Origin of the sequence: Streptomyces sp. NPDC004539 (genome assembly GCF_040610055.1) — a bacterium.
Lineage (GTDB): Bacteria > Actinomycetota > Actinomycetes > Streptomycetales > Streptomycetaceae > Streptomyces.
In genome coordinates this window covers 225,695-251,421 of record NZ_JBEXLS010000012.1, presented here as the reverse complement: position 1 = coordinate 251,421, position 25,727 = coordinate 225,695, and the positions used below count along the sequence as shown (strand labels likewise).

Sequence of the window (25,727 nt, the reverse complement as noted above, 5' to 3'; positions counted from 1 at the left end):
TCCGTTGCGGCGGGCGGTGGAGCGGTCTCCCCCACGCCCTCGTCCATCGCCCCGGGCTGGCCGGTGCCTCGGCCTCGCCGTCAGGGTCGGCCGTCGTGTCCGCGTCGTCCGTCTCGGCTGTGGTGTGCCCGTCGGCTCTGTGCGGGAGGGGGTTGGGTGAAGAGTTCCCTGCGCAGCCCTGTACGGGCGCCTGCGCTGCGGCGCGGCACGGGTGTAGGGCAGGCTCCGGGCGCAGAGCCGGGCCGGACGGGTTGGCGGGGGCGGGCACAGATGCGGGCGCGGGTTGGTGGAGATTCGGGGGCTGGGTCGGGGCGGTGTGTGGGGGCCGGTAGCGGTGGGTGGGGGCAACCTTCGGGGCGGGCCGGTGGTCTCATCCCACAGCAGGGCAATCGACGCTTGGGGGAAGAAATGTTACGACGCAGTGCCTTCTTCGTGATCGGTGCGGTCGGGGCCGTCGTGTTCACGGCCGCCGGCGCGGTGCCCGCCGTCGCGGCGGACGTGGCGGGGCGGGGTGTCGCCGCCTGTGCCACCGGGTGGGGAAGTCTGGCGAAGAACGACTGGGCGAGTACGGCCGGGGAGTCCGTCACCGGTGTCAGGATCGGGACGCACGAGTGCTACGACCGGTTCGTGGTCGATGTGCCGGGGGCTGCGGCCGCGCGGCTCGGGTACACCGTGCGGTACGTCGACCGGCTCGTCGGGGACCCGAGCGGGGAGGTCGTGCCGGTCGCCGGCGGGGCGATCCTGGAAGTGATCGTGCGGGCGCCCGCCTACGACCCGGAGACCGGGACGCCGACGTATCCGGGGCCGGCGCCGAAGCCTGTCGGGTATCCGACGTTCCGGGACGCCGTGTACGCGGGGAGCTTCGAGGGGCAGAGCCAGTTCGGGGTGGGGGTGCGGGCGCGGCTGCCGTTCCGGGTGCTCCAGCTCGACGGGCGGCTCGTCGTGGACGTCGCCCACACCTGGTAGGGGCCCGGCCCCTTGGGGGGCGGGCAGGCGTTCCCGGCCCGCAGAGGGGGGCGCGGGGCCCCGGCCGGGCGGGCGTGCCCCGTCCGGGGAGCGGGCGGGCGTCAGCGGGCGGGCGTCGAGGGAGCTGTGCGCAGGAGCGGGTGCGGGGATGTCAGGCCGGGCGCAGGGGGTGCCTGCGGGTGGCTCGTGGCGGGCGTGGCCCGGGTCTGGCCGGGGCCGGTCCGCGGACGGCCCGTCCCGGGGGCGCCTGTCCCGGGACGGGCGTTGCGGGGGCCGTCCGTCCGGGAGCAGGTGGCCGGGAGCGGACGGCCGGAGGTGGGCGGCCGGAGGGCGGCCCGTCCGGGAGCGGGTGGGCGGAGGTGGACGGCCGGAGGGCGGGTGAGCGAAGGTGGGCGGCCCGGCGGCGGTCCGTCCCGGGGGGGGGCGGGCGGGGGTCCGTCCCAGGGGGCGGGCGGGGGTCCGTCCGGGGGCGGGGGGTCAGGGGGTGTGCAGGAGGAGGCGCAGGGTGTCGGTGAGGGGGGTGGTAGGGATCGTGGGGTCGGTGACGCGCTGGATGCCGAGGCCGATGCCGAGGCTGAGGAGGGTCATCGCGGCGTGGTCGGCGGGCAGGGGGAGTTCGGCGCCGACTTCGTGGGCGAGGGCGGTGAGGAGGTGGGTGAGGGCGGTGCGGGCGGCGGCGGCGCGGGCGGCGGTCTCTTCGCGCAGCTGGGGGTCGTGGCGGGTGCTGGTGAGGAACTCGACTTCCAGGACGGTCCAGTGTTCGTCGCCGATGTGGGTCTCGGCCCAGGCGGTGAAGGCGGCCAGGCGGTCCTCGACGGGGGCGTCGCGCAGGACGGAGGCGGTGAGGAGGGCGACCTGTTCGGCGCGGATGGTGTCCAGGACGGCGAGGCAGAGGTGGCCTTTGCTGCGGAAGTTGGAGTAGACGGCGCCTTTGGAGTAGCCGGCCGTCTCGGCGACGTCGCTGAGGGAGGTGAGGGCGTAGCCGTTGCGGAGGAAGAGGCCGCGGGCGGTGGTGACGAGGCGTTCGCGGGTGCGTTCCTGGGTCTCGGCGCGGGTGAGGCGGGTCATGCGGGGGCGGCTTCTTCCTCTCGCGCGGTGCGGTGGCTGTCGGGATCTTAGCCGCGCGGGGGCTGTCCACCCGTTTCGGATACCGCTAGTATCCCGATTCCTCTGGTATTCCGAAGGGCGGTTCCGTGATCCCGTCATCTCCTTCCCGCGGCCTGGTGCTGGGCTGCGGGGGAACGCTCGGCACGGCCTGGACCGTCGCCGCGCTGCACTCGCTGAGCCGGGCCCTGGACTGGGACCCCCGCAAGGCGGACGTCCTGGTGGGCACCTCCGGCGGGGCCGAGACCGCCGCGATGCTCGGCGCCGGCATCGCGGCGGAGGAACTCCTCGCCGCGCAGCTGGGCGCCCCTGAGGCCCGTCCGGGGCTCGTGCGGCACTTCGCCCGGCCGCCGCGCCGGGTGCCGCCGCAGCCCGCTCTCCTGCCGGGGTCGCCGGGCCTGGCCCGGCTCGCGCTGCGCGGGGCCGTGCCGGTCCTGGCGGGACTGTCGGGGGCGCTGCCCCGGGGGCGCGGCGGCGGGGGCCGGCTCACCGCGCTCGCCGGGCTCCTGGCGCCCGGCGCGCCGTGGGTGGCGCATCCGGCGACCTGGCTCGTCGCGGCGGACTTCGCCACCGGGCGCCGTACCGCGTTCGGGTCCCCGGGGGCGCCGGAGGCCACGCTCGGGCAGGCGCTGCGGGCGTCGTGGGCCGTACCCGGCTGGTTCGCGCCTGTCGCGGTCGGCGGGCGCCGGTACGCCGACGGCGGCATCGTCTCCACCGCGTCCGCGGACCTCGTCGTCCCCCTGGGGCTCGACGAGGTGTACGTGATCGCGCCGATGAGTTCGCCTCCCGTGGCGGGCAGGACCGGGCTCGGCCGGGCGGAGGCGCTGCTGCGGCGGGTGATGACGCGCACCCTCGACGCGGAGTGCGCCGTGCTGCGGGCCGCGGGGACGCGGGTGGTGCGGATCGAGCCGACCGGCGAGTGCCTGCGGGCGGCGGGCGGCAACTTCATGGACGGGCGGCGGCGCCTGGCGGTGCTGGAGACGGCGCTGCGCACGACGCGGGCGGCGGTGCGCGGTGGGCGCTGAGCACGCGGTGGAGGTCCTCGTCGTCGGGAGCGGGATGTCCGGGATCGGGGCGGCGATCGCGCTGCGGCGGGCCGGGGTGCGGGACGTCGTGGTCGTCGAGAAGGCCGGTGAGCTGGGCGGGACCTGGCGGGACAACACGTATCCGGGGTGCGCGTGCGACGTGCCGTCCGCCCTGTACTCGTACTCCTTCGCGCCCAATCCCGGGTGGACGCGGGCGTTCGCGGGGCAGGAGGAGATCCGGGCGTACCTGCGGGAGACCGCCGGGCGGTTCGGGGTGACGCCGCTGATCCGGTTCCGTGCGGAGGTCACCTCGGCGCGGTGGGACGCCGGGGCGGCACGCTGGCGGGTGGAGACCGCGCGGGGCCGGTACGCCGCACGGTTCCTGGTCCTTGCGGCCGGGCCCTGGCACGAGCCCTCGGTGCCTCGCATACCGGGGCTCGCGCGGTTCCCGGGGACCGTGTTCCACTCCTCCCGGTGGCGCCACGGCCACGACCTGGCCGGCGCGCGGGTCGCCGTCGTCGGGAGCGGGGCCTCGGCCGTGCAGCTCGTGCCCGCGATCCAGCCGGCCGTCGGGCGGCTGCACCTGTTCCAGCGGACCGCGCAGTGGGTGCTGCCCAAACCCGACCGGCGCATCACCCGCCCCGAGCGGGCCCTGCTGCGGCTGCCCGCCGCCCAGCAGGCCCTGCGCGCAGCCCAGTACGCGGCGCTCGAAGCCCTCGGCGCCGGGTTCCGCCGTCCCGCCCTGCTGCGCGCGGTGTCCGCGGCGGGACGGCTCCACCTGCGGACGGCGGTCCGCGACCCCGTCCTGCGCCGGGCCCTGACCCCCGGCTACACACCCGGCTGCAAACGGCTGCTGCTGTCCAGCAGCTACTACCCGGCACTGGCCCGGCCCAACGTCACCGTCCACCCCACCGCCGTCGCCTCCGTGGACGGCAGCCGGATCACCGGCGCCGACGGGAGCCGCGCCGACGTCGACACCATCGTCCTGGCCACCGGGTTCCGCATCCTCGACCTGCCCATCGCCGGGCGGGTGTTCGACGCCTCGGGGGCCAGCCTCGACGACCACTGGAAAGGCAGCCCCGACGCCTACCTCGGGACCACCGTCGCCGGGTTCCCCAACGCGTTCGTGCTCCTCGGCCCCCACCTCGGCACCGGGCACTCCTCCGCCTACACCGTCCTGGAGGCGCAGCTCGGGTACCTGGCGGGTGCGGTGCGGCACGCACGGGCCGCCGGGTGGGCGAGCATGGAGGTGCGGGCCGAGGTCCAGGCGGCGTTCGCCGCCGAGGTCCAGGACGCCCTCGCCCGGACCGTGTACAGCACGGGCGGGTGCAGCAGCTACTACCACGACGCCAACGGCCGCAACAGCTTCAGCTGGCCCTGGTCCACCGGGCGGATGCGGCGCCGGCTCGCCGTCTTCGACCCCGACGCGTACACCGCCACACCTGTCTGACGCTGCGGCACGGACCGCACGCGCACCCGCCGGCCGGGCACGGCGGACCTCCACCTGCCGGCCGACAACCAGACCGCGAACCAGACCGGCGGACAGGACCACCCGGGCCGGCGGCCACCGGACCGGTGCCGTGATGCGCGGACAGGCCGCAGCCCCGGAGCGGCCGGGTCCGCGCAGCCCGTCGCGGTCTTCCCATCGGGCCCGAGCACCCCCGGCGAGGCGGAGCGGGTCCGGACCCTGCGTCGTTGCTTCTCCGGGCTGCCCTGCCGGTCGACGCGGAGCCCGTCAGCCGCTTGCGGCCCCGCCCGGTGAGACCCCCGGCGGGACTGCCGGAGAGAGGGACTGCCAGAGAGGCCGCATAGGGTCCGGTGACGTCCGCAACCAGCAGGAGAGACCGTGGCTCCCGACACCGTCCAGGCGATAGACCAGCTTCAGGACCGGCGTTCCGCCAAGCGCCGCTCGGCCGCGAAACGGCTTCGGGAACTGGGCGACCCATCCGCCGGTCCTGCCCTGCTCGAAGCCCTCAAGAATGAGGTGAGGGACACGCGGACCTGGGAAACCCAGTACCAGATGACGATGGCACTCGGTACGTGCGGCTCCCCGTCCGACCTCTCCTACCTGCGAGATCTCGTCCTTCGGCACGGCACTCTCCATGCGGTCCACACGGCCGGGGGCGACGCCGTCATCCGGCTGAGCCACATGGAGCACTCCCACACCGAGGCGATCCGCTGGTGCCTGAGTACCGGCAACGAGACGCTTGCAGACGGAGCGTTGCAGGCCGTGGCCATGCTCCGGCTCGTCCCGGACCAGGAAACCGTGACCGGCATCCTCGACTTCGTCGAAGCCAGGTCCCCGCACGACGGGATCTACTTCTGGCCCGCGGTCGCCGCGGCCGGCTGGACAGGGCAACGCGTGCACGACTTCCTCACCTCGTGCGTCTCCGGCCCCCGATCCGATGTCGCCGAAGCCGCCGCCAGCTCCCTCGCCGGGAACTACGGCACCTACCGGCCTCTGTGACCGGCCCCGCACCCCGGGCCCGCCACGGACCCGTACCTCCTCACCGGAAAATCCGCTGCCGGACCCGCGGGTTCCTGCCGAGAGCCCTTCAGCTTCCACTTCCACGAACTCACGGGGCCCGGCGGGGCGGGGAACAGCGGCGGAGGGGGGACGGGCCGCAGGCGCGGGCGAGCAGGGCGGGCGAACGGGCGGAGCGGGAGGCGCGCGGGGAGGCCGGGAGGCCGGGAGAGAGAGGGGGAGGGAGGGAGGAGGGGGACGGGCAGGCAGTGGCGAGCGGGGAGGGCGGGGTGAGCGGCAGGCGGGCAGGCGGTGAAGGAGGGTGAGCGGGCAGAGAGGCGGGGCCGACAGGCAGGCGCGGCGGGAGGGTGACCCAGCCCTGGGTGCGGCAAGCGTGGGAGGCATGCCGTCCGGCCTGGGCCCGGGGCGTGCCACAGGCACGGGGCGTGCCACAGGCACGGGAGGGCGAGCGGGAGGGCAGGGCGGCGGGCGCGCGGGGAGGGAGGGTTACCCCGGGAGGGCGGGCGGGGGGGGCAAGGCAGGCGGAGAGGCCGGCAAGCAGGCGGGCTTGGCCGACAGACAGCACGGGGAGGACGGCGAGCGAGCAGGCAGGGCGACGGGAGGCGGGCGGAGCAGCAGACGGGCAGGGCGGGAGGGAGACGGGCAGGCAGTAAGGAAAGGCGAGCGGGGAAGGAGGGGCGGCGGGCGAGCGGACGGGGCGGGCAGCGGCGATGAGGGCTCCCGGCCGGAGACCAGGAGGACGGCGGGCGAGGGCGCAGCCGACGGGACCGGGGCTGACGGGGACGTCGACGCGGGAGCCGGTGCCGGGGGCGTCGCCGGCGCCGTACGCGGTCTCGCCGTACACGGTGTCGACGTGCACGACGGCGTCGTACCCGGCACGTTGCCCGTGCGGGAGCTGGAGCAGCCACGGATGGGGCCGATGCGAAGGACGGCGCGGGGGGGGGCGACGCGGGACAGGATTTTCCCGGGTGTCCGCGGACGCGGCCGGGGGCGGGTGGGGGGCGGGTGGGGGGCGGGTGGGGGGCGGGTGGGGGGCGGGTGGGGGCGTCAGCCGGTGCGCAGGCCCACCGCCAGTGTCAGTTCGAGGACGCGATGCGGGGAGGCGAGGTCCGGGAACAGGGCCCGCAGCTGTGACATCCGGTAGCGGACGGTCTGGGGGTGGACGAACAGGGCCGCCGCGACCTCCTCGCGCCGGCCCTGGTGCAGCAGCCACGCCCGCAGCGTCTCCTCCAGCCGCCGCGCCGTCGCCGCCGGCAGAGCCAGCAGCGGTGCCAGGGCCCGGGCCCGCAGGTCCGCGAGGGCGTCCGCGTCCGCGCTCAGCACCAGCTCGGGCAGGTGGTCCTCGGTGTCCCGGATGCCGGAGGAGAGAGAACGGGCGCGCGCGGCGCGTGCGTAGGAGGCGGACACGCGGGTCCACGGACGGGCCGGGCCCGCCACCGCGCCGCGGCCGGCCAGCTGCCGCAGGAGACGCGGCCGGTCCGCATCGGGGACCAGCAGGACGCCGGCCGCTTCCGGCAGGTCGTCGAGGACGAGGGTGCCCGGGTCCAGCGCCCGGTAGGCGGGGCGGGCCTGGGCGGCGGGCAGCAGGACCGCGGTCAGCGAGACCGGAAGCTGCCAGCCGGCCCGCCGGGCGGAGGCCAGCAGCACGTCCGGGCCCGCGCCCGCGAGAAGTTCACGGGCCAGGTGTTCCAGATGACGCTCGTGGGCCCGGCCCCGCGCGGCCAGCTCGTCCGCATGGCCCGCCGCGCTCGCGGCGGACAGCTCGTCGATGTACGCGAACGTCAGCTCCGCGAACTTCGCGACCTCCGCCGCAGGCAGACCCGCAGGCACGGCGCCCGCCGCCAGACACCGCCAGGCCACCCGGGCGCCGACACGGTAGGCGCTGAGCAGCGCGTCCATCGAACGCCCGTCACGGACCTCGCCCCGGCCCAGCTCGTACGCCGCGTCACCGGCACCACCCCCCTCGGCACTCCCGCTCGCGAGATCCAGGTAATGCCCCAGGGCGGTACGGACCGCCCCGCGGATCGTGCCGCCCATGCGGCCCGAAAGGGCGCCCGCATAGGGGGGAACCTCATCGATGATCGCCTGCACCACCTCGTCCGCGGTACTCCTCAGCACCGCCCGCAGCGCCGCCACCGTCGCCTCGTCCAGGGCCAGCTCACCGGCCTTGCGGACCACATCACCCATACCCTGCTCCCCACCCGGACCCCGAACCCAGACCCAGACCCAGACCCAGACCCGGTCCCCGTCCCGGTCCCGGGCCTCGTCCCGGTCCTGCTCCCGGCTCCGCGCCGTGTCCCGACCGCCTGACCCGTCCCAGGACCCGTCCCGCGCCCCGCTCCAGGCTCCGCTCCGAGCCCTGTTCCGGGCCCCGTTCCGAACCCTGCTCCGGGTTCCACTGCCTGTCCTGCTCCGGACCCCGCTCCGGGTTCCGCTCCCTGTCCCGTCCCAGGCCCTGCTCCCTGTACTGTTCCGTGCCCCGTTCCGGGCCCTGCTACGGGCTCCGTCACCTGTCCGGTTCCGGCTCTGTCCCCGGGTCCCGTCACCTGTCCCGTTCCAGGACCTGCTCCAGGCTCCGTTCCGGGCCCTGTCCCGGGCCCCTGTCCGGGCTCCGTTCCGGGTCCCTGCTCGGGCCCTGTCCCGTTTTTGTTCTCTGCGAACAAAACAGCCGCAGGAGTTCACATCCTGCGGTCAGGATTTTACGCCTCACCGCACAGCAAGCTGGAACCATGACGAGTGCAGCCCTCCGCGGCAGGGCGTGGAAACTGCTGGAGATGGTCACGACGCCCCTGCTGCCGTCGGACTACCTCGACCTGGCCGGCCCCCTGCGGGCGGGCGCCGACCTGCGCGGACGCGTCGAGGCCGTGCGCCCCGAGACGGGTGACGCCGCGACGGTCGTGATCAGGCCGGGGCGGGGCTGGCGCGGCCACACGGCCGGCCAGTACCTGCGCGTCGGGGTCGACGTCGACGGAGTACGCCTGTGGCGCGCCTACTCCATCACCTCGCCGGCCGGACGGCCCGACGGCCGCGTCACGATCACCGTCAAAGCGGTCCCGGACGGCAAGGTCAGCAGCCATCTGGTGCGCCGCACGAAACCCGGCACGCTGGTCCAGCTGGAACAGGCGGCCGGTGACTTCGTCCTGCCGCCCGCCCGGCCCGCCAAGGTGCTCTATCTGACGGCCGGCAGCGGCATCACGCCCGTGATGGGCATGCTGCGCGACACCGAGCTCGACGACGCCGTCCTCGTCCACAGCGCGCCACAGCCGCACGACGTCATCTTCCGCCGCGAACTCCACGGCCTGGCCGCCGACGGGAAGCTGCGGCTCACCGAGATCCACACCGGCACCGACGGCAGGCTCGACATCACCCGCCTCGGCGAACTCGTGCCCGACTGGGCCGAGCGCGAGACCTGGGCCTGCGGGCCCGCCGGCCTCCTCGACGCCGCCGAACAGCACTGGGCCGGGCACGGCGTCCGGGACCGCCTGCACACCGAACGGTTCCGTCCCGCCATCGCCGTCACGGGCGACGGGGGCGGGGGCGGTGAGGTCACGTTCAGCACCACCGGCAAGACCGCCCGCGCGGACGGCGCCACGCCGCTGCTGGACGCCGGCGAACAGGCCGGTGTGCTCATGCCGTCCGGGTGCCGCATGGGCATCTGCTTCGGCTGCGTCACCCCCCTCAGGGCGGGCGCCGTCCGCGACCTGCGCACCGGCGAGATCACCGAGGCCGCACCCGGCGTCCTCATCCAGACCTGCGTGTCCGCCGCGGCGGGCGACTGCGACATCGAACGGTAGGAACACCTTGACCGCCATCGACCCCACCGCCCACCTCAGCGCGCAGCAGATCGAGGAACTCGGCCGCGAACTCGACGCCATCCGCGACGAAGTCATCGCCGGCCGCGGCGAGAAGGACGCCGCCTACATCCGCAAGGTCATCTCCGCGCAGCGCAAGCTGGAACTCGCCAGCCGGGGTGTGCTGCTGTTCTCGTTCTTCCCGCCCGCCTGGCTGATCGGCACCGCCGGACTCTCCGTCGCCAAGATCATGGAGAACATGGAGATCGGCCACAACGTCCTGCACGGCCAGTGGGACTGGATGCGCGACCCCAAGATCCACTCCACCACCTGGGAATGGGACCACGTCTCGCCGGCCGACCAGTGGAAGCACTCCCACAACGAGCTGCACCACACCTACACCAACGTCATCGGCAAGGACAACGACCTCGGATACGGCATCATGCGCGTCGACGAGGACCAGCGCTGGCACCCCTTCCACCTCGGCCAGCCGCTGTGGAACCTCATCAACGCCTGCTTCTTCGAGTACGGCATCGCCGCCTACGACCTCGAGCTCGGGAAGAACCTGCGCAAGAGCCGCCGCAACAACCCCGAGTTCCGTGCGCGGGCCAGGGCCGTCGGACGCAAGATCCGCAGGCAGGTCCTCAAGGACTACGTCATCCACCCGCTGCTGTCCGGCCCGTCGTTCCTCACCACCCTCGCCGCCACGTTCACCGCCAACCTCGTCCGCAACCTCTGGACCCACTCCGTCATCATGTGCGGGCACTTCCCCGAGGGCGTGCAGGTCTTCGAGCGCCGCTCCATCAAGGGCGAGACGCGCGGCCAGTGGTACCTGCGCCAGATGATGGGCTCCGCGAACATCAGCGGCGGCAAGGCCATGCACTTCATGACCGGCAACCTCTCCCACCAGATCGAGCACCACCTCTTCCCCGACCTGCCCAGCAACCGCTACGCCGAAGTCTCCGTGAAGGTGCGCGCGCTGTTCGAGAAGTACGAGCTGGAGTACGTCACCGGGCCGCTGCCCAAGCAGGTGTTCTCCGCGTGGCACAAGGTCATCCGGCTCTCGCTGCCGAACAAGAAGCCCAAGGCCAGGACGCCGGACCGCGAGAAGGAACTCGTCGCCGCCTGAGTCCCGCTACCGCCTCAGGTCTCCCGCCCGCCTGGAGCCACGGTGCGGACAGCGTCCACAGGGCTGGCAGCGTGGCCGCCAGGAAGAGGCCGAATCCGACGAGGGCCGTGAGGGTGGGGGCGCCGTCCGTGAAGAGGAACGCCGCCGGGACGCCCAGTGCGGCGCCGAGCGCGGCGAGGGCAGCCGCCCTCCCCCACCACAGTCGCAGCAGAAGCCGCGGCCACAACCGGCCCGACGAGCCCGACGAGCCCACCGGGCCCGGCGGGCGCAGCGGGCGCAGCGGGCGCAGCGGGCGCAGCGGGCGCAGCGGGAAGACGAAAGCATCACACAGGTCCAGACGCACCGCCCGACCAGCCGGACCGGGGAGCGGGACACGGCGGGGCGGACGACGACGCAGACGGCCCACCGGCACGAGGCGGGAGCCGTCCGGCAGAACCACCACCGCAGCAGCCCCCGCCCACCGGGCGGGCCCGGCAGCCCGAACAAACCTCAACGCCCGCACCGGACACGGGCATTGAGGTTTCATCAACACCACCATAGGGTTACTTAGGTAAGCCTAACCAACATTGGATGGTGGTCGAGTGACCAAGAAGAGCGTGCAGCTGGGCACCGTGCAGGAGACGCTGCTCATCCCGCTGTACGGCCGCGCGCTCGACGCGCAGGCCCGCCGGCCGGTCCTGGGGGACGCCAAGGCGCCGACGATGGTCGAGCGCATCGACTACGACTTCGCGAAGTTCCGCGGGCCCTCGCTCAGCGGCTCCGTGCTGCGCAGCGCGATCTTCGACGGGTGGGTGCGGCGTTTCCTGGCGGAACACCCCGGCGGAACGGTGGTCGAGCTCGGGGCCGGGCTCAGTACGCGTTCGCAGCGACTCGACAACGGGCGGGCCCGCTGGTTCGACCTCGACCTGCCGGACACGGTCGAGCTGCGGCGACGGTTCTTCAGCGACTCCCCGCGGACCACGACCATCGCCGCCTCGGTACTGGAGACCGGCTGGTTCGAACAGGTCGCGGAGACCGGCGGGCCGTACTTCTTCGTCAGCGAGGCCGTCCTCCTCTACCTCGGCGAGGAACAGGTCCGCTCCGCCGTGCAGGCCCTCGGCGACCGATTCCCCGGAGCCGGCCTGAGCTTCGACACCGGCGGCAGCACCATGATCCGCAACCAGGACCGCAACCCGGTGTTCAAGACCGTCGACGCACGCATGACCTGGACCTGCGACGACCCGAAAACCCTCGAAGCCTGGGGGCTGGGACTGCGGGAGAGCAGGACGTTCGCCACCCCCCAGCCGGACGTCGCCCGGACCTGGCCGTGGCGCCACCGTTACGGCGTGCCCCTGCTGGCACGCCTCACCCCGTCCACCGTCAACACCTACCGGATGAACCTCTACACCCTCCAACACGCCGCACAAAACTGAACCCACAACAGAGGCGGGCCCGGGAACGGGACGCAGGTGCGGACACCACCCATCCGGGCGAGGGCGGCGCAGGGGCCGGGGGTGCTGCGGACGAGGAGGGGGTCCCCGAAGCCGAGATGCCGGACGGCGAGAGCGTCAGCGGGTGTCCCCGCCCCGCCCCTGCCCCTGCCCCGCCCCTGCGTCCATCCCGGCGCCGTCACCCCGTGGCGTCCCCCGCGCGGTCCGCGGTGAGGGTGCCGTGCTCCGCGCGGCGGTGCCCGGACGGGACGTGCTCCGCATGCCCGTCAGCCTCAAGCCCGATGCCAGGGACGGGAGTCGCAGCGGCGGTGGCGGCATCGCGGATGCCGGCGAGGGCGTAGCGCAGCAGGGGCGCCGGTCCGGGCCGGGGACTGCCGCGACGCCGCCGATGCCCGTCATGAGCGCGATGACGTCGCGGGCCGTCAGCTCCGGCGGCAGGACCCTCGCGGCGACGCCCTGGCCGATGACCTCCTCCACCAGGGCGACGAGGCCGCCGGGGTGTTCGCCGTCCCCGGCCGTGAGGAGGTCCAGCACGCCGGCGCAGCCGAGGTCGAGGAGCCGGTGATCAGCCACGCAGGAGCGGGCGTAGGACCACAGGAGGCCGGAGAACGCCTCCCACGGATCGGACTCCGCCCTGCGCAAAGCAGCGCGGGCCTCCGCGGCCCAGCCCGCCAGGCGGTGGGCGACCACCGCGGCGACGAGGTCTTCCCGGGAGCCGAAACGGCGGTAGACCGTCCCGACGCCCACGCCCGCGGCGCGGGCCACGTCCTCGATCTGCGCGGCGGCACCGGCCTCGGAGAACACCTTCCCGGCCGCGGCCAGGACGAGTCCGTGGTTGCGCCGCGCATCCCTGCACATCGGACGCGGGACGGGCGGGAACGGCCGGCTGGTCACACCCGCCACCGCACCCATGCGGAACCGGATTCCGCTACCGCCTGACGGACCGAAGACGGGTACGCACAGTCACCACAAAGCGGAACCGGAACCGGAACCGGAATCCCATTCCGCTTCCGTTCGCCGGCTCCGCCGGACGCCCACGACAGGAGCACCATGCCCACGCTCGTCATCGACGGCCACCCCCACCCCGGTTCCCTCTGCGCCGCGATCGCCCGCAGCTACGCCGACACCCACGGCGACGCCCAAGTCCTCGCCCTGCGGGACCTCGCCTTCGACCCCAGCCCCCGTACCGGCCACAGCGAGCACCAGGACCTCGAACCCGACCCCGAGCACGCCTGGCAGCGCATCCTCGACGCCGGCCACGCCGTCCTCGTCACCCCGATCCGGCGGGACTCGGTGCCCGCTCTGCTGAAAGGCTTCCCCGACCGCGTCCTGCTCCCCGGAAGAGCCTTCACGACCCGCCCCAACGGCCTGCCCGCCGGACTGCTCAAGGGCAGGACAGGACGCCTGACCGTCACCACCGACTCGCCGTGGCGGCACCTCAGGCTCATGAGGAGACACCACCGTCACACACCAGCGGCGGGCCACCCTGCAATACACCGGGAACAGCCCGGCGCCCACCACCCGGACCGGCCCCGTGAAAGCATCGACCGACACCACACGGGCCAAATGACCGACACACGTGACCAGCCTCGCCCGACACGACACCGGCAGGAAAACCCCCGCCACAGCCCCCGGACCACCCGCCCCCCGCCTGACACCAGACCGCCCGGCACCACCGACACGAACCCCACCCCCCAGCCCACCCCGACAAGAACACACCACACACCACCCGGCACGAACAGCCGCGGTGCGCAGGGAGACCGGGACGGCACGGAAGACGGCCGCAGCACCGTCGGCGGGCGGGAGAGCGGCGACACGGGACACGAGAGGGGGGTGGTCGCCGGTGACGAGGCCGGTCTGCTGGGCCGGTCCGTCGGTGCGGTCCCGGATCCGCTGGGGTCGTCAGCGGTCCCGGGACAGCGTGCGGAGCCCGGCCGGCAGGCCCCCTTCCCGGACGACGAGTTCGTCGAAGGCGCCCTGTCCGCAGATGCGGCCCCGGTCCAGGACGATCACACGGCCGGCCATACGGACATTGCCGAGGCGGTGAGTGACGAAACGGTGATACGGCCGGGCGCGCCGGTACGGGATGCGAGAGAGGGGTGGTCGCCGCGGGCGTCCACCTCGCCGGCGGGCCCGCCGAGGACCAGGACAGCAGGTTCACGGCAGAAGGCACGGGCACAGACCAGACGCTACCCGGACCGCCAGACAGTTCACGACCGCCCCACACCGAGCGGGCCAGGAGGACGTCCAGACCGCCGGGCAGAGCCTCCAGCACCCCGGTCACGCCGACCCGGTGCACGGCGTCCGGGACCCGTTCGTCGCCGTGTTCACGGGGCCGGCCGAGAGCCACGTTCTCGCGGGCCGCCAGCGGCCGGCGGCCGTTCCTCCGGGAGACCAGCCCAACGTACCGCCACACCGACCCGGCGTCCGTGCCGGCGAGACCGGTACCGCCCCACAGGACACGGCCCCCGGCCGGAACAGTCAGCCCCCTCAGCAACCGAACCAGCACCGACCTCCCCCCACCGCTCCCACCGACCAGGACGACCACCCCGCCCCGGTCCAGGGCGAGCGTCACAGGACGCAGGACGGGGCTGGCCTGGCCCGGGCATGTGAACGAGGCGCCCTCCAGGCGAACCCGCCGGGACGGGACGGCCTGGGCCGGGCCCCGTGCCGGTGCCGGCGGCCCGGACCTCGCCGACGAAGCCATGGCAGCCGGAAAGGCAAAGACCGCAGCGGAACATCACCACGCCGCAGCGGACAACCCCGTTCAGCACCCGGCCCGCAGCCCGGGACACGACGACAACCGTACCCGCCAGCGCAGCCCCCACCACACCGGCCGGCACCAGGCCCCCCAGCGACACCCACACACCGAAGGTGAACAGGCCGCCGAGGGACACCGCCAGCACCGTCACCAACAAGCAAGGCCGGGCACCCGCGAGATCACGGCGGCGTCGGGGTTCGTGGTGCTCGCGCTGTGGCCGACGGGGAGCCGGAACGGGCGGAACACACCAGGCACGGAAGGCGAGCCGCCTGAGCTCCGCACCGCGTCATCGATCACGATGGCCACGACACTGTTCCACCGGACACTGCATCCGCAGGCCATCACAGCCGGTGCCAGCCGATCAGCACGGTCTACACCCCGCACCTCGGCAAACACCAGACGAACAGCTAGATGAGCCGTATCGGCACAGAGCCGCTGATCATGGCGATCACCGCGCACCCCACCAGATCAGCGGCTCGCCATTCGACAGACGAACTCCAAGGGGCACAACCGGACCGCGGTGTGGTCTTAACCGTCCACCCCGGATTACCACTTGCGCCGACGCAGCACATAGTCGCTGAAGAGATGCCGGCTCCGGTCGAGCAGTTCCCCCACCTCCGCATCACCGCGTCGCACACCCGCCGACGGATGCCAGCGCTGCACCGACTGGCCGGCCCAGGTGCGTAGCTTCACGTCCGGGTCCTCCAGCAGACCGACCGCCGCCCGTAGCGCCACGATGCCGCCGCGCGCGTCGAGCAGCCGGAATGCGCCGACGCGGACGTGCCGCGGGTGCCCGGAGCCGGTGCGCTCCAACAGCAAGTCGGCGGGCAGTTCCTCGGCCGAGGGCAGCAGGGCGACGACGGTCTCGCGGACGACACCGGCGGCAGGGTCGTCGAGGAGCGGCTGCAACTGCTTCGCGTCCGTGCAGTCCAGTGTCCGCAGCCCAGCCACCGCTCGCGCCCGCACTCCGGCGGCCGGGTGCAGGAGCAGCGGCCACAGCAGCCCGGCGTCCGCGCGGTTCCCGCACTCGGCCAGCCCGATGACCGCACCGGGTGGCAGCTCGGGGTCGCCCAGTACCGTGCATCGCTCCCGGTACCAGGCCGCCGGGTCACCTCCCTGCTGGCGTACGACATACCGGGCGCAAGCACGCACGAGCGCGGACCGGTCGCTGAGAAACGGCTCCGCCTGCTCCGACCGCCCCGCCCGTCTCAGCGCGGTGACGCCGGCCGAACGGGTACGTGGGTTGCGTGCGGACAGCAGGGGAGGCAGCACATCCTCGTAGGCATCCCTATCCTCCAGAACCGTGAGCGCCGCTGTGGCACACAGGTCCTGGACCACGGTGTCCTCGTCCTGGGCCGCAGCGCGGGCCAGCTCAGCGGGACGGAGGAGCCGGCCCTCGACGGCCAGCCGGTACGCGAACCGCCGGACGACGCGGTCGGGGTCGGCGAAGAGCACAGCGAGCTGCCCGGAAGATGCCTGGCGCAGGACCTGTCCGAGCACGTCGACGCCGAAGGCACCCCTGTCGCGGCGGCCGACGCGGAGGATGAGCGGCGCGAGGACGAGGGCGGAGTCTACGTCCAGGGTCTCGCGCAGCATCTGCCGCGCGTGCTCGCGCACCGGGCCGACCCAGTCGGCGCAGCGGATCACGACCAACGGCAGCAGAGCGGGGTATCGGGCAGACTGGGACAGCGCCTCCTGACGAATCCGCCCGTCGCGGTGGCAGAGGGCGAGTGCGAGCCGGGACTCATCGAGCTGGGTCAGCTCGGCGGGCAGCGGGGCGGAGTGCTCCCACTCCGGCAGGAACTGCGGGCGGTACCAGTACCGGTCCACCTCACGCACTCCTGCGTCCAGCGCGAGCCAGTCACCGGGGGCGTCGACATCAAGCGTGCTGTGAAGCGGCGCACCTGCCGCGAGCAGCGTCGCTGCCGCTGTCCCACCTTCGATGTCCTCAAGCATTACCGCCCCCTCCAGCAACCTTAGTGGGTGATCGTAGAGGGCGGGGTTCGTGTAGGGCGCAGCAGTGCACACGCGAGAGAAATTGAGCCGAGCCCCCGGCCTAGTGAGCAAAGCCATCGGTGATCAGGTTGAGAGATTCCGCAACCGGGATGACCGTGGATGTGGAGCTGTTTCCAGTCGGCCGCTCCCAGGCAGACCGTCCGGCCTCCTCCGCCAAGGAGTCCCACCATGGACAACAAGGCCCGCTCCACCCGCACAGCCGGCGTAGGCGTCACGGCCCTCGCGCTCGGGGCCATGCTCACGGTCCTCGGACCACACCCCGCAGGCGCCACCACGCAGCAGCCCGCAGTGCCTTCCGTAACCGGGCCCCGGACAGTGGCCCCGGCCCCGGCAATGGCCGGCCCGGACGACACGGCGGTCCTCGGACAGGACACCCGGTCCCTGGACGGCCTCCAGATCACACCGTCGGCCCCCAGGCCGTGGACACCCGCCGACACGTCCGCGGGCAGCGACAGATTCAACTACTTGGTGACCGTGAAGTTCACCAACAACAGCAACAAGAACATCGACCTCTCCGACGTGATGACGGAGGCCAACACCGACGGCGGGGCGACACACACCATCAACGACTCCGCCAACGACGTGGGAATGTCCCTGGACGCCGGGCGCCTGGCCCCGCAACAGACCTCCACCCTCAAGTACGGCTTCAGCACGGAGTCCAAACCGTCCTACGTCAACTTCGACTTCAAGATGTTCCTGGGAGACGACACCGCGCAGTTCACCTACACCTGGAGATAGACGCCCACCAGCACCAGGTACCGACCTCGACTGTCAGCCCCCACAACGGCCGACTGACCACACCTTCGCGCATGCCAGAGCCCTTCCGAACGACTACCGCAGCAGCCTCCACCCTCCAGCTGTCCTTCTCCCTCTCGCCTCGCGGGCGGCGTCACGGATTGCGCACCCAGCGATGGCCGTCCGGAAGCGAGGTACCGTTCGCGACGAAGGAGCGCGGCCAGGGCTTACGGTCCAGCTCGATCATGGAACGGCTGACAATCTCCGCGAACCAGTCGGCGGCGATCCTGCCCAGCTCCTCGGGCGACCCGGTCGCCTCCAGCGGCTCGATGTCCGTGTGCGGCTCGGGATGGTACGTGCTGCTGCTCCGCTCGCTGCAGAAGAGACGGTCACCGGCCACGGTCGCACCCAACGTCATGACGACCAGCTCCCGGTCCCGGTGTTCGAGGTCCACGATCAGCGTGAGCACATCCTGCCCGGCAGCGAACGCCTCGTCCCACGCCGCATCGTAGGCGTCGCGAGGGTCACTCGCGTCCTCTTCCTCGTCTCCTTCCTCATCGGCGGGAAAGACGAGCACAGCGGTCGCGTCCGGCGGACATTCCGGCCACTGGCGTGCACGCTTGCGGACGATACCCACCAGAGCAGTGTGCGCGGGGCTCAGTTCGCCCTCTTCCACCTCGAACCAGTCGTCGTTCATGGCCGAACATTACGGCGAGACCGAGAGCTCCATGGGCCAGGTTCGCACCACCGAGTCCCGCACCCGGCAGGCGCGAGGCGTGGCTCTGAGCGGCGAAGCGCACCGGCCCTGTGCCACTCCGGCAACTCCCTGGGAGGGGCCCGTCTCGGCCAACGCCGGGCCTCCGTTCCTGGCCTGGCTCACGGGCTGTCATCGCCGCCGTGCCCATGGTCCGCGCGGCGAGCAGGATCTGGACGGCGAAGGCGGTCACATCGTCGGCGGTCGCAGAGGATCTTCCACAGATACCGATGCTGATGAGGAGCTGCGATTTTCAGGAGCCCTATCAGACCGCGGCGCGGACAACGCCCACAAAACCGGGAATACGGTCGCCAGGAACAGACCGAACCCGACCGAGGCCGTAAAGGTGGGGGCACCGTCCGCGAAGAACACCGCCGCCAGAACACCCAGAACGGCACCGACCCCGGCCAAGACCACCGCCGTACACCACCACGGCCGCACCGGCAGCGGACCGGACGGGAGGACGAAAGCGTCACGCAGGTTCAGGCGGGCCACCGGGCCGGCCGGGAGTGGGGCGCGGCGGGGCGGACGGCGGCGCAGACGGCCCACCGGTACAAGACGGGAGCCGTCCGGCAGGACCACCACAACCGCCCGCGTCCAGCGGGCGCCCCCGTGGACAGCCACCACCACACCATCGGTCACATCGTCCAGCGCCGGATGCCACATCACCCGCTGCCAGCGACCCCGTCCCTCCCGTTCGTCGGACACCACGAGCCAGTACGCCTCGGTCACACCGTGAGGACCGTGCCGCACCGATGCTGTCAGTGCCGTCCCAGGACGGCGGATCAGCAGGCGGAAACGCAGGCCGCGCCAGGCCCAGACCGTGCAGACGGCCGCCGCGGCGAGGCCGGCGAGCAGGACCGGGACGAGGAGGTCGTCCTCGGCGGCGGTCTCGTCCGGGTCGGTGGGGAAGCCCAAGGGGTCGGAGCGGGCCGGGTCGTAGGCGACCGGGAAGAGGCTGCCCTTCTCGTAGCCGCCTGTCTCGTAGACGGCGAACCGCTGGACGTGGGTCCGGCCGGCGGCGTCGGTCCACCGCACACGGATGTCCTCGCCGTCGCCGATACCGTCCTCGACGACGACCCCCGCCGCCGTGGCGACAGCCCGCTCGCGGGCACTCTCGTAGCGGTCCAGGTGGAACAGGAGCCAGGCGGCGAAGAGTGCGTAGCCGGTCACCGTGACGGTGAGGCCCAGCAGAGCGACACGCAGGGCGGGGCGGGCGGCCGGGGCTGCCGGCACGTCGTTCCTCATGCAGGCTCCTGTGTCCGTGCGTCCGCCAGGAGGGCCCGCAAAGCGGTCGTGTCCGCGCCCGCGAGTGCCCCGGTGACCAGGGCGTCCAGGTCCACGACCCTGCCGTCGGGGGCGGTCAGGACCGTGCCCAGCCAGCGGACCGTGGAAGTCCATCCGGCACCGCGCAGGACCCCCTCCAGGCCGCACACCACGGCCGCGCGGAACGTGTCACGGCGCAGTTCCGGGCGGGCGAGCGGAGGTGCTGTACGTATCCGCCCGTCGCACCGGTCGGCGAGAGACGGCCAGGAACCGTCGTCGAGCGCCTCTAGAGCCGCCGCCAACGCCTCGGCGGGGGCGGCCCGGCCCGTCGCCGTCCGCAGGTCAGGGTCCTCGACCAGATCGTCTACCTGGCGGCGCAGTTCGTCGGGGTCCATGTCCAGGAGACGCACAGGGACGCAGGCGGGGACGTCGCCGGTCAGGTGAGCGCGGTGCTCCTCCCACAGGCCGTCCAGGGTCACCCCCATGTCCGAGCCCAGGCGCTCCACGCACCAGTCTTCGACATCGGCCGCGGTGCGCAGGGAGACGGGGACGGCACGGAAGACGGCCGCAGCACCGTCGGCAGGCGGGAGTGCGGCGACACGGGACGCGAGAGGGGGGTGGTCGTCGGTGGCGTACGGGTCGAACGCGTCGTCCTGCGCTACCCGGTCGGCGGCACGGCGGGCCACGTACGGATTCTTGAGAGCGATGTCGAGGGCGTCGTAGAAGTCCTCCGGACGGCGGCCCGTCTGCTCCAGGGCGCACCACCAGTCGGTAGCCGGGCCGTGGAAGAGGGCGGCCAGGGTGTGGGTGTGCCGTAGGGCATCGGCGGTCGCGGTGGTGCCGGCGACTCGGGCCGCGTCCGCGTCGGCCGCCGTTTCCGCCTGCCATGCCGACGGCTGGGAAGCACGCAGGAGGCGGGGTGCGAAGGGGATCAGACGGCGGCGGAACGGGCTGTCCAGGCAGGCGCCCAGCGTGTCGCGGGCGAAGTGCAGCACGGCCGCGCCGGGACGGCGGGTGTGGCGCTCGTGCGCGAGTTCGTGGGCGACGACCGCCGCGAGTTGCGCCTCCGTAAGGGTCCGCAGCAGCGGCAGGCCCAGGACCAGGACGCAGGTACGGACACCACCCACCCGGATGCGGGCGAGAGCGGCGCAGGGGTCGGGGGTGATGCGGACGAGGAGGGGGCCCTCGAAGCCGAGATGCCGGGCGACTGTGTCCACCAGGGCGGCCAGTTCGGGTTCGTCGTCCGGGCGGACCGCGTGTCCGGGCAGCGCCGTCGGGCGGGTGGCCGCGACGGTCACGCCCGTCGCCAGGAACATCAGCGGGGCGGCGAGCGGCCACCACTCGGTGTACGCGGCGAAGGACAGGGCCGCCGCCGCGATCGCCGCGTACGGCCACCAGGCGAGCGCCAGCATGGTGACCGCCAGTGGCCATACGCGTGCGGATGCCCGTCGCGCCATCCCCGACCCCCCGTCGCTGGAAGAGACTTCACGCATCCTCACATGCTCGGGAGGGGGTGGGGAGTGCCGGGGCCCGGAAGCGTTGTCCCGGGGGCGGTTGCCGGGAAGGGCTTCATTTGAGGCCCGAGTGGGAGAGGCCCTCCACGAAGTGGCGCTGGGCCAGGACGAAGACCAGCAGCATCGGCAGGACCGTCATGGAGGCGGCGGCGAGCTGGGTGTTCCACATCTGGCCGCCGTAGGCGTCCGCGAAGCGGGTCAGGGCCTGGGGGAGGGTGAAGAGGTCGGGTGAGGTGAGGTAGACGGTGGGTTCGAGGTAGAGGTTCCAGGAGGCGAGGAAGGTGAGGATCGCGACCGCCGAGAGGGCCGGGCGGGCCAGGGGGAGGCAGATCCGCCACCAGATCGCGGGGCGGCCGAGGCCGTCCAGGCGGGCCGCCTCCTCCAGTTCGACGGGGAGGGCGATGAAGAACTGGCGCATGATGAACGTAGCCAGGACGCAGGGGCCTGCCAGGGCCGTGACCAGGATCAGCGGCCAGTGCGTGTTGACCAGGCCGGCCTGTTTGAACAGCTGGAACAGGGGCACGATCGTGACCTCGCTGGGTACCAGCATTCCCGTCAGGACCACCAGGAACAGGGCGTTGGCTCCGGGGAAACGGATACGGGCGAAGGCGTAGCCGGCCAGGCTGGAGACCGCGAGGGTGATCAGGGTGACCAGGACGGCGATGTAGACGCTGTTGAAGTACTGGCGGGCGAACGGCTGGAAGGTGAACGCCTCCCGGTACGCGGACAGCGTGGGGTGGTCGGTCCACAGGGACGGCGGGGACTGGAAGATCTCCGCGAGGGGTTTCACCGACGCGGCCACCATCCACACCGTCGGGACCACGAAGGGGATCGCGAGGACGCCGAGGGCGGCGACCAGCAGGACGGCACGGGCGCGGCCGGACCTCAGGACGGAGGGGGTGCGGTCAGTCCTCATAGAACACCCACTTACGGCGCAGCTGCCATTGCAGCAGGGTCAGCAGCATCACGAAGGACAGCAGCATGAGAGCCAGCGTCGAGCCGTAGCCGATGTCGTTGAACTCGAAGGTCTGCTGGAACACGTAGTAGACGAGGACCGTCGTCGACAGGCCCGGCCCGCCGCCCGTCAGGACGGCGATCTGCGCGAAGGACTGGAGCGCGCCGACGATCGTGACGATCACGGTCAGCAGCACCGTCGGCGAGATCATCGGGAGCGTCACCCGGGTGAAGACCGTGCGGCTGTTCGCGCCGTCGATGCGGGCCGCCTCGTACAGTTCGCGCGGCACGCCCTGGAGCGCGGCCAGGAACAGCACCATGTTGACGCCGACGCTCCGCACGACCTGGGTGAGGATGACGGACACCATCGCGGTGTCGCCCTCCTGGAGCCAGTTCGGGCCGTCGATGCCGACCGTGCCGAGGAGGCCGTTGATGCCGCCGTTGTCCTGGAGGAGGAAGCCCCACACCAGGGTCCAGGCGACCACGGAGACGACCACCGGGGAGAAGAACAGGGTGCGGAAGACTGTGACGCCCCGGAACTTCCGGTTCAGGAGGACCGCGATCAGCAGGCCGAGGGCGATGTTGACGACCACCACTCCCCCGCAGAACAGGAGCGTCGCCAGCAGAACCTTCGGGAGCTGGGGGTCGTCCGCGAGGGCCGCGTAGTTGTCGGCGCCGACGAACGTCTGCTCCCCGGTGAAGACGTTGCGGTCGTGGAGGCTGTACCAGATCGCCATCCCGACCGGCAGGAGGACGAAGACCGCGACGCCGACGAGCTGCGGGAGGACGAACAGGTAGCCGGTGAGGACGTCGCGGCGGCGGGTCGTCCAGAACCCCGGGCCGGGCGGGGGCGCGGTCTTGGCGGCGGGCCGCGCCACGGAGGAGCGCGGCGCGGCCTGGGTGCCGGTCATTTCGCCAGGATCGGATCGATCGCCGCGCACACCGAGCGCAGCACGGCCGGGACGTCCGCGTTCGGCCGCCACATCGCGTCCAGGGCCGTCTTGCCCTTCTGGGCGATCTCCGCCGGGTTGGTGTGGTTGGGGAGGGTGACGGCGTCGGGGAGCTGGTCGACGACCGCGGTCTGGAGCTGGGAGGCGTTGAGGACCTTGTTGTTCGCGGCGAGTTTGTCGCCGGTGAGGAGGGACTTGCGGGGCGGCGGGAAGTACTGGGCGAGTTTCGCGGCGTTCTCGGGGTCGGTGAGGTAGGCGAGGAAGTCGGTGGCCTGCTCCTTGTGCTTGCTGGAGGCCAGGACGCCCATGCCGGCCTGGCCCAGGACGGAGTAGGTGCCCTTCGGGCCGGCGGGCAGGGGAAGGAGCTGGTACTTGAAGGAGCCGGTGAGGAGGGAGGCGCGGGAGACCTGGGCGACGGTGAAGGCGGCGTCGCCCGCGAAGAAGTCGGCGGTGGTGCCGGGGCCCGGCATCGCCTTCGTCTTGAACGCGGCGTCGTGCAGGAACGTGAACGCCTGCTGCATCTCGGGGCTGTCGAAGGTGCAGGTCTTGCCGTCCTTGCTCCAGGCCGAGGCGCCCCAGCCCGTCCACACGGTGGCCAGGGTGTTCCACGCCTTGTAGTCGAAGTCACGGACGACGAAACCGGCCTTGCCGGTCTTGGCGTGCACGGCGGCTCCGGCGGCGGCGACCCGGTCCCAGGTCAGGCCCGCCGCGTCGAGTTTCTGGCCCGCCTTCGCGAGGAGGTCGGTGTTGACGTACAGGGCGTACGGGGAGTTCGAGAACGGGTAGGCGTAGAGGGTGTTGTCGCGGCTGAACTCGGCGGTGACGCTGCCCAGGAGGTCGTCGTACTTCCAGCCGGGGGTGGCCTTGAACTTGTCGGTGAGGCCGACGAGGGCGCCGGCGGCGATGAGGTCGCGGGAGAGGTCGCCCATCCAGGCCAGGTCGGGTGCGTTGCCGCCCGCGATCTGGGTGGTGAGGGTCGTGTTGTAGTCCGCGAAGGGCAGGCTCTCGAAGGTGATCTTCGTGACGTCGGGGTGCTCGGCGCGGTAGGCGTCCGCGATGGTGTTGAAGAGCTTCAGCTGGGCCTCGTCGGAGGTCCAGACGGTCATGCGGAGCTCGGCGGTCTTGCTGCCGGTGTCGGAGGCGGGTCCGGCGCAGGCGGCGCTCAGGGTGAGGACCGTCGTGAGGGCTGCGGCTCCCAGCGTCTTTCTGGATCTGTTCATGATGGTTCCTTGTCGATGTGCGGGTCGACGGCTGCGGCTCAGTAGCCGACGACTTCGGGCCAGTGGAGTTCGATGCCGGCCTCGGTGAGGCGGCGCTGGAGGCGTTCGGTGAGTGCGGGGTCGGCGGCGACCTGCTGGGCGCCGAGCCCCTGGTCCAGGCAGAACGCGGCCAGTTCGCCGGCGGACTCGCCGATGTTCCACTCGACGGGGTGCAGGCGGTAGGCGCCGTTCGTGATGTGAGTGGTGCCGATGTTCTTCGCGGCGGGCAGCAGGTTCTGGGTGCGGACGGGGACCAGGGCGCCGAGGGGGATCTCGAAGGGGGCGCATTCGACGTCGATGTAGTTGTCGCCGCCGGTGGAGGGGTGCAGGTCGATGCGGTACATCCCGACACCCACCGACGCCTCGAAACGGGCCGGGCCCCCGAACCCGCGGGACTTGATGGAGATGTCCTGCTCACGGACCGTCGTCAAGGCCCTGATACGGCGCGACTCACGGATGTAGGGAGCCTGCGCGAACCCGTCGTCCGTACCGACCAGGTCACCGCGCAGCCGCAGCCCCGGCCAGCCCCGGCCGCCGTCCGGGCGGGGAGCCTCGGTCTGCAACCAGTACACGTACGCCCGCGACTGCGCCTTCGCCGCCGCCAGATGCAGCGCCCGGTCGTCGGTGTCGATGATCGAGCCGCCGACGTAGTCCAGCTGCGGCCAGTTCGCGAGGACGATGTCGCTGTCGTACAGGCCCTCGGCGAAGGTCTGGCGGGCGGCGATCCGGCGGAACTGCCACAGGTCGCGGTCACCGGCGTCGAACCGGGGATCACCCGACACGTCGCTCTCCGGGTTCACGAACATGGTCCGCTGCTCCGGGACCAGCGTGCGCGGGTCGGGGGCCGTGAACGACAGCATCGGGGCGCCCCAGTAGGGCAGTTCGAAGGCACGCCAGTCGTCGTAGTCGTCAGGCCGCTCGATCGTGTGGTCCCCGGCGACGTGGTCGAAGACGAAGCACCAGGCGATCGACTGCACGTTCGCCGGGTCGGCGGTCTCCGGAGCGCTCGGTTCACCGGTGTCGGAGCGGGCCTCCGCGCCCACGACGTACTCGGTGCCGGTCAGCGGGAGCAGGTCGCCGGTCTCGGTGCCGTCGAGGACGAACTCGGCCGCGATCTCCGTCTGCACACCGGTACGGGGGTCCTCGACGGTGACCGTGCGGACGACGCCGTCGGCGGTGTCGGCGGCGACCGGGACCGCCGGTTGCAGGACGGTGAGCCGGCCGCTGGAGCGGTAGGGGGCCAGGAGTGCCTCGATGACCGCGAGCGCGACCCTCGGTTCGTGGCACAGGCGGCTCACCCGGCCGCGTCCCGGGTTGAGTTCACGGTCCGTGCGGGCCTCGGCGGAGAGGGGGTAGTGGTCGCGGTAGTAGCGGCGGATGTTCTCCCGCAGGGTGCGGTAGCGGGCGGTCACGCCGAACTGCTCGACCCAGATGTGTTCGTCCGGGGGGACCGCCTGGGAGGTGAGCTGGCCGCCCAGCCAGGCGTACTCCTCCGTCAGCACGACCCGGTGTCCGCGTTGCAGCAGCGCGAGGGCCGCCGCGACCGAGCCGAGCCCGCCGCCGATGACGGCCACGTCCGTGGTGATCC

General features: G+C 72.6%; 20 protein-coding genes and 2 pseudogenes. 9 read left to right on the top strand and 13 right to left on the bottom strand.

Features of this window, described 5'->3' with window-relative positions:
• Positions 1-408 precede the first annotated feature (408 nt).
• Positions 409-966 carry a hypothetical protein gene (locus tag ABZX85_RS25390; RefSeq protein WP_355872785.1) on the top strand — a complete coding sequence of 186 codons (558 nt, stop codon included), beginning with the start codon at positions 409-411 and terminating at the stop codon, positions 964-966.
• Positions 967-1,443: 477 nt separating this feature from the next.
• Here ABZX85_RS25390 and ABZX85_RS25385 read toward each other — a convergent pair whose 3' ends face one another.
• Positions 1,444-2,034 carry a TetR/AcrR family transcriptional regulator gene (locus tag ABZX85_RS25385; protein ID WP_355872783.1) on the bottom strand — a complete coding sequence of 197 codons (591 nt, stop codon included), beginning with the start codon at positions 2,032-2,034 and terminating at the stop codon, positions 1,444-1,446.
• A 125-nt stretch (positions 2,035-2,159) separates the two neighbouring features.
• On the opposite strand from ABZX85_RS25385, the gene ABZX85_RS25380 reads away from it, so the two are divergent.
• The 3 genes from ABZX85_RS25380 (at position 2,160) to ABZX85_RS25370 (ending at position 5,562) form a co-directional block, all read left to right on the top strand.
• Positions 2,160-3,095, top strand: coding sequence for a patatin-like phospholipase family protein (locus ABZX85_RS25380; RefSeq protein ID WP_355872780.1), 936 nt, complete (start codon positions 2,160-2,162; stop codon positions 3,093-3,095).
• Entirely contained in the window at positions 3,085-4,545 is a 1,461-nt protein-coding gene (locus ABZX85_RS25375; protein WP_355872778.1) for an NAD(P)/FAD-dependent oxidoreductase, read from the top strand. The genes ABZX85_RS25380 and ABZX85_RS25375 overlap by 11 nt, the downstream gene beginning before the upstream one ends.
• A gap of 396 nt (positions 4,546-4,941) precedes the next feature.
• A complete protein-coding gene (locus ABZX85_RS25370) occupies positions 4,942-5,562 on the top strand; it encodes a HEAT repeat domain-containing protein (RefSeq protein WP_355872775.1) in 621 nt (206 codons plus the stop codon).
• A 1,065-nt stretch (positions 5,563-6,627) separates the two neighbouring features.
• Here ABZX85_RS25370 and ABZX85_RS25365 read toward each other — a convergent pair.
• Entirely contained in the window at positions 6,628-7,767 is a 1,140-nt protein-coding gene (locus tag ABZX85_RS25365; RefSeq protein ID WP_355872772.1) for a helix-turn-helix domain-containing protein, read from the bottom strand.
• Between the two features lie 542 nt (positions 7,768-8,309).
• On the opposite strand from ABZX85_RS25365, the gene ABZX85_RS25360 reads away from it, so the two are divergent.
• The 3 genes from ABZX85_RS25360 to ABZX85_RS25350 all read left to right on the top strand — a co-directional run bounded on the left by ABZX85_RS25360 (position 8,310) and on the right by ABZX85_RS25350 (position 11,912).
• Positions 8,310-9,374, top strand: coding sequence for a ferredoxin reductase (locus ABZX85_RS25360; protein WP_355872770.1), 1,065 nt, complete (start codon positions 8,310-8,312; stop codon positions 9,372-9,374).
• 7 nt (positions 9,375-9,381) lie between these two features.
• Positions 9,382-10,500 carry an acyl-CoA desaturase gene (locus tag ABZX85_RS25355; protein ID WP_355872768.1) on the top strand — a complete coding sequence of 373 codons (1,119 nt, stop codon included), beginning with the start codon at positions 9,382-9,384 and terminating at the stop codon, positions 10,498-10,500.
• Between the two features lie 581 nt (positions 10,501-11,081).
• Positions 11,082-11,912, top strand: a complete 831-nt coding sequence (locus ABZX85_RS25350) for a class I SAM-dependent methyltransferase (protein WP_355872766.1) — start codon at positions 11,082-11,084, stop codon at positions 11,910-11,912.
• A gap of 135 nt (positions 11,913-12,047) precedes the next feature.
• On the opposite strand, the gene ABZX85_RS25345 is transcribed toward ABZX85_RS25350, so the two are convergent.
• The gene (locus tag ABZX85_RS25345) at positions 12,048-12,824 is read right to left on the bottom strand and encodes a TetR/AcrR family transcriptional regulator (protein WP_355872763.1); all 777 of its coding nucleotides are present in this window, start codon (positions 12,822-12,824) and stop codon (positions 12,048-12,050) included.
• Between the two features lie 156 nt (positions 12,825-12,980).
• Here ABZX85_RS25345 and ABZX85_RS25340 point away from each other — a divergent pair.
• A pseudogene (locus ABZX85_RS25340) lies at positions 12,981-13,346 on the top strand (NAD(P)H-dependent oxidoreductase); the annotation flags it as partial.
• 486 nt (positions 13,347-13,832) lie between these two features.
• On the opposite strand, the gene ABZX85_RS25335 reads toward ABZX85_RS25340, so the two are convergent.
• The 3 genes and pseudogenes from ABZX85_RS25335 to ABZX85_RS25325 form a co-directional block, all read right to left on the bottom strand.
• Positions 13,833-13,955 carry a hypothetical protein gene (locus tag ABZX85_RS25335; protein ID WP_355872956.1) on the bottom strand — a complete coding sequence of 41 codons (123 nt, stop codon included), beginning with the start codon at positions 13,953-13,955 and terminating at the stop codon, positions 13,833-13,835.
• Between the two features lie 307 nt (positions 13,956-14,262).
• Positions 14,263-14,637 (bottom strand): annotated as a pseudogene (locus tag ABZX85_RS25330) (ATP-binding cassette domain-containing protein); the annotation flags it as partial.
• 600 nt (positions 14,638-15,237) lie between these two features.
• Positions 15,238-16,647, bottom strand: a complete 1,410-nt coding sequence (locus ABZX85_RS25325) for a hypothetical protein (protein ID WP_355872760.1) — start codon at positions 16,645-16,647, stop codon at positions 15,238-15,240.
• Positions 16,648-16,875: 228 nt separating this feature from the next.
• On the opposite strand from ABZX85_RS25325, the gene ABZX85_RS25320 reads away from it, so the two are divergent.
• Positions 16,876-17,445, top strand: a complete 570-nt coding sequence (locus ABZX85_RS25320) for a hypothetical protein (RefSeq protein WP_355872758.1) — start codon at positions 16,876-16,878, stop codon at positions 17,443-17,445.
• A gap of 151 nt (positions 17,446-17,596) precedes the next feature.
• Here the strand turns inward: ABZX85_RS25320 and ABZX85_RS25315 are convergent, their stop codons facing one another.
• From ABZX85_RS25315 to ABZX85_RS25285, 7 genes are all read right to left on the bottom strand, one after another.
• Positions 17,597-18,139, bottom strand: coding sequence for a hypothetical protein (locus tag ABZX85_RS25315; RefSeq protein ID WP_355872755.1), 543 nt, complete (start codon positions 18,137-18,139; stop codon positions 17,597-17,599).
• A gap of 246 nt (positions 18,140-18,385) precedes the next feature.
• A complete protein-coding gene (locus ABZX85_RS25310) occupies positions 18,386-19,444 on the bottom strand; it encodes a hypothetical protein (protein ID WP_355872752.1) in 1,059 nt (352 codons plus the stop codon).
• Positions 19,441-20,955 carry a M48 family metallopeptidase gene (locus ABZX85_RS25305; protein ID WP_355872749.1) on the bottom strand — a complete coding sequence of 505 codons (1,515 nt, stop codon included), beginning with the start codon at positions 20,953-20,955 and terminating at the stop codon, positions 19,441-19,443. Before ABZX85_RS25305 ends, ABZX85_RS25310 begins: the two co-directional genes overlap by 4 nt.
• Positions 20,956-21,031: 76 nt before the next feature.
• Positions 21,032-21,892 carry a carbohydrate ABC transporter permease gene (locus ABZX85_RS25300; RefSeq protein WP_355872747.1) on the bottom strand — a complete coding sequence of 287 codons (861 nt, stop codon included), beginning with the start codon at positions 21,890-21,892 and terminating at the stop codon, positions 21,032-21,034.
• The gene (locus ABZX85_RS25295) at positions 21,882-22,841 is read right to left on the bottom strand and encodes a sugar ABC transporter permease (protein ID WP_355872744.1); all 960 of its coding nucleotides are present in this window, start codon (positions 22,839-22,841) and stop codon (positions 21,882-21,884) included. Before ABZX85_RS25295 ends, ABZX85_RS25300 begins: the two co-directional genes overlap by 11 nt.
• Positions 22,838-24,100 (bottom strand): sugar ABC transporter substrate-binding protein, encoded by a 1,263-nt coding sequence (locus tag ABZX85_RS25290; protein ID WP_355872742.1) that lies wholly within the window; start codon positions 24,098-24,100, stop codon positions 22,838-22,840. Before ABZX85_RS25290 ends, ABZX85_RS25295 begins: the two co-directional genes overlap by 4 nt.
• 38 nt (positions 24,101-24,138) lie before the next feature.
• Complete coding sequence (locus ABZX85_RS25285; RefSeq protein WP_355872952.1) at positions 24,139-25,725, bottom strand: FAD-dependent oxidoreductase; 1,587 nt, start codon at positions 25,723-25,725, stop codon at positions 24,139-24,141.
• Positions 25,726-25,727 lie beyond the last annotated feature (2 nt).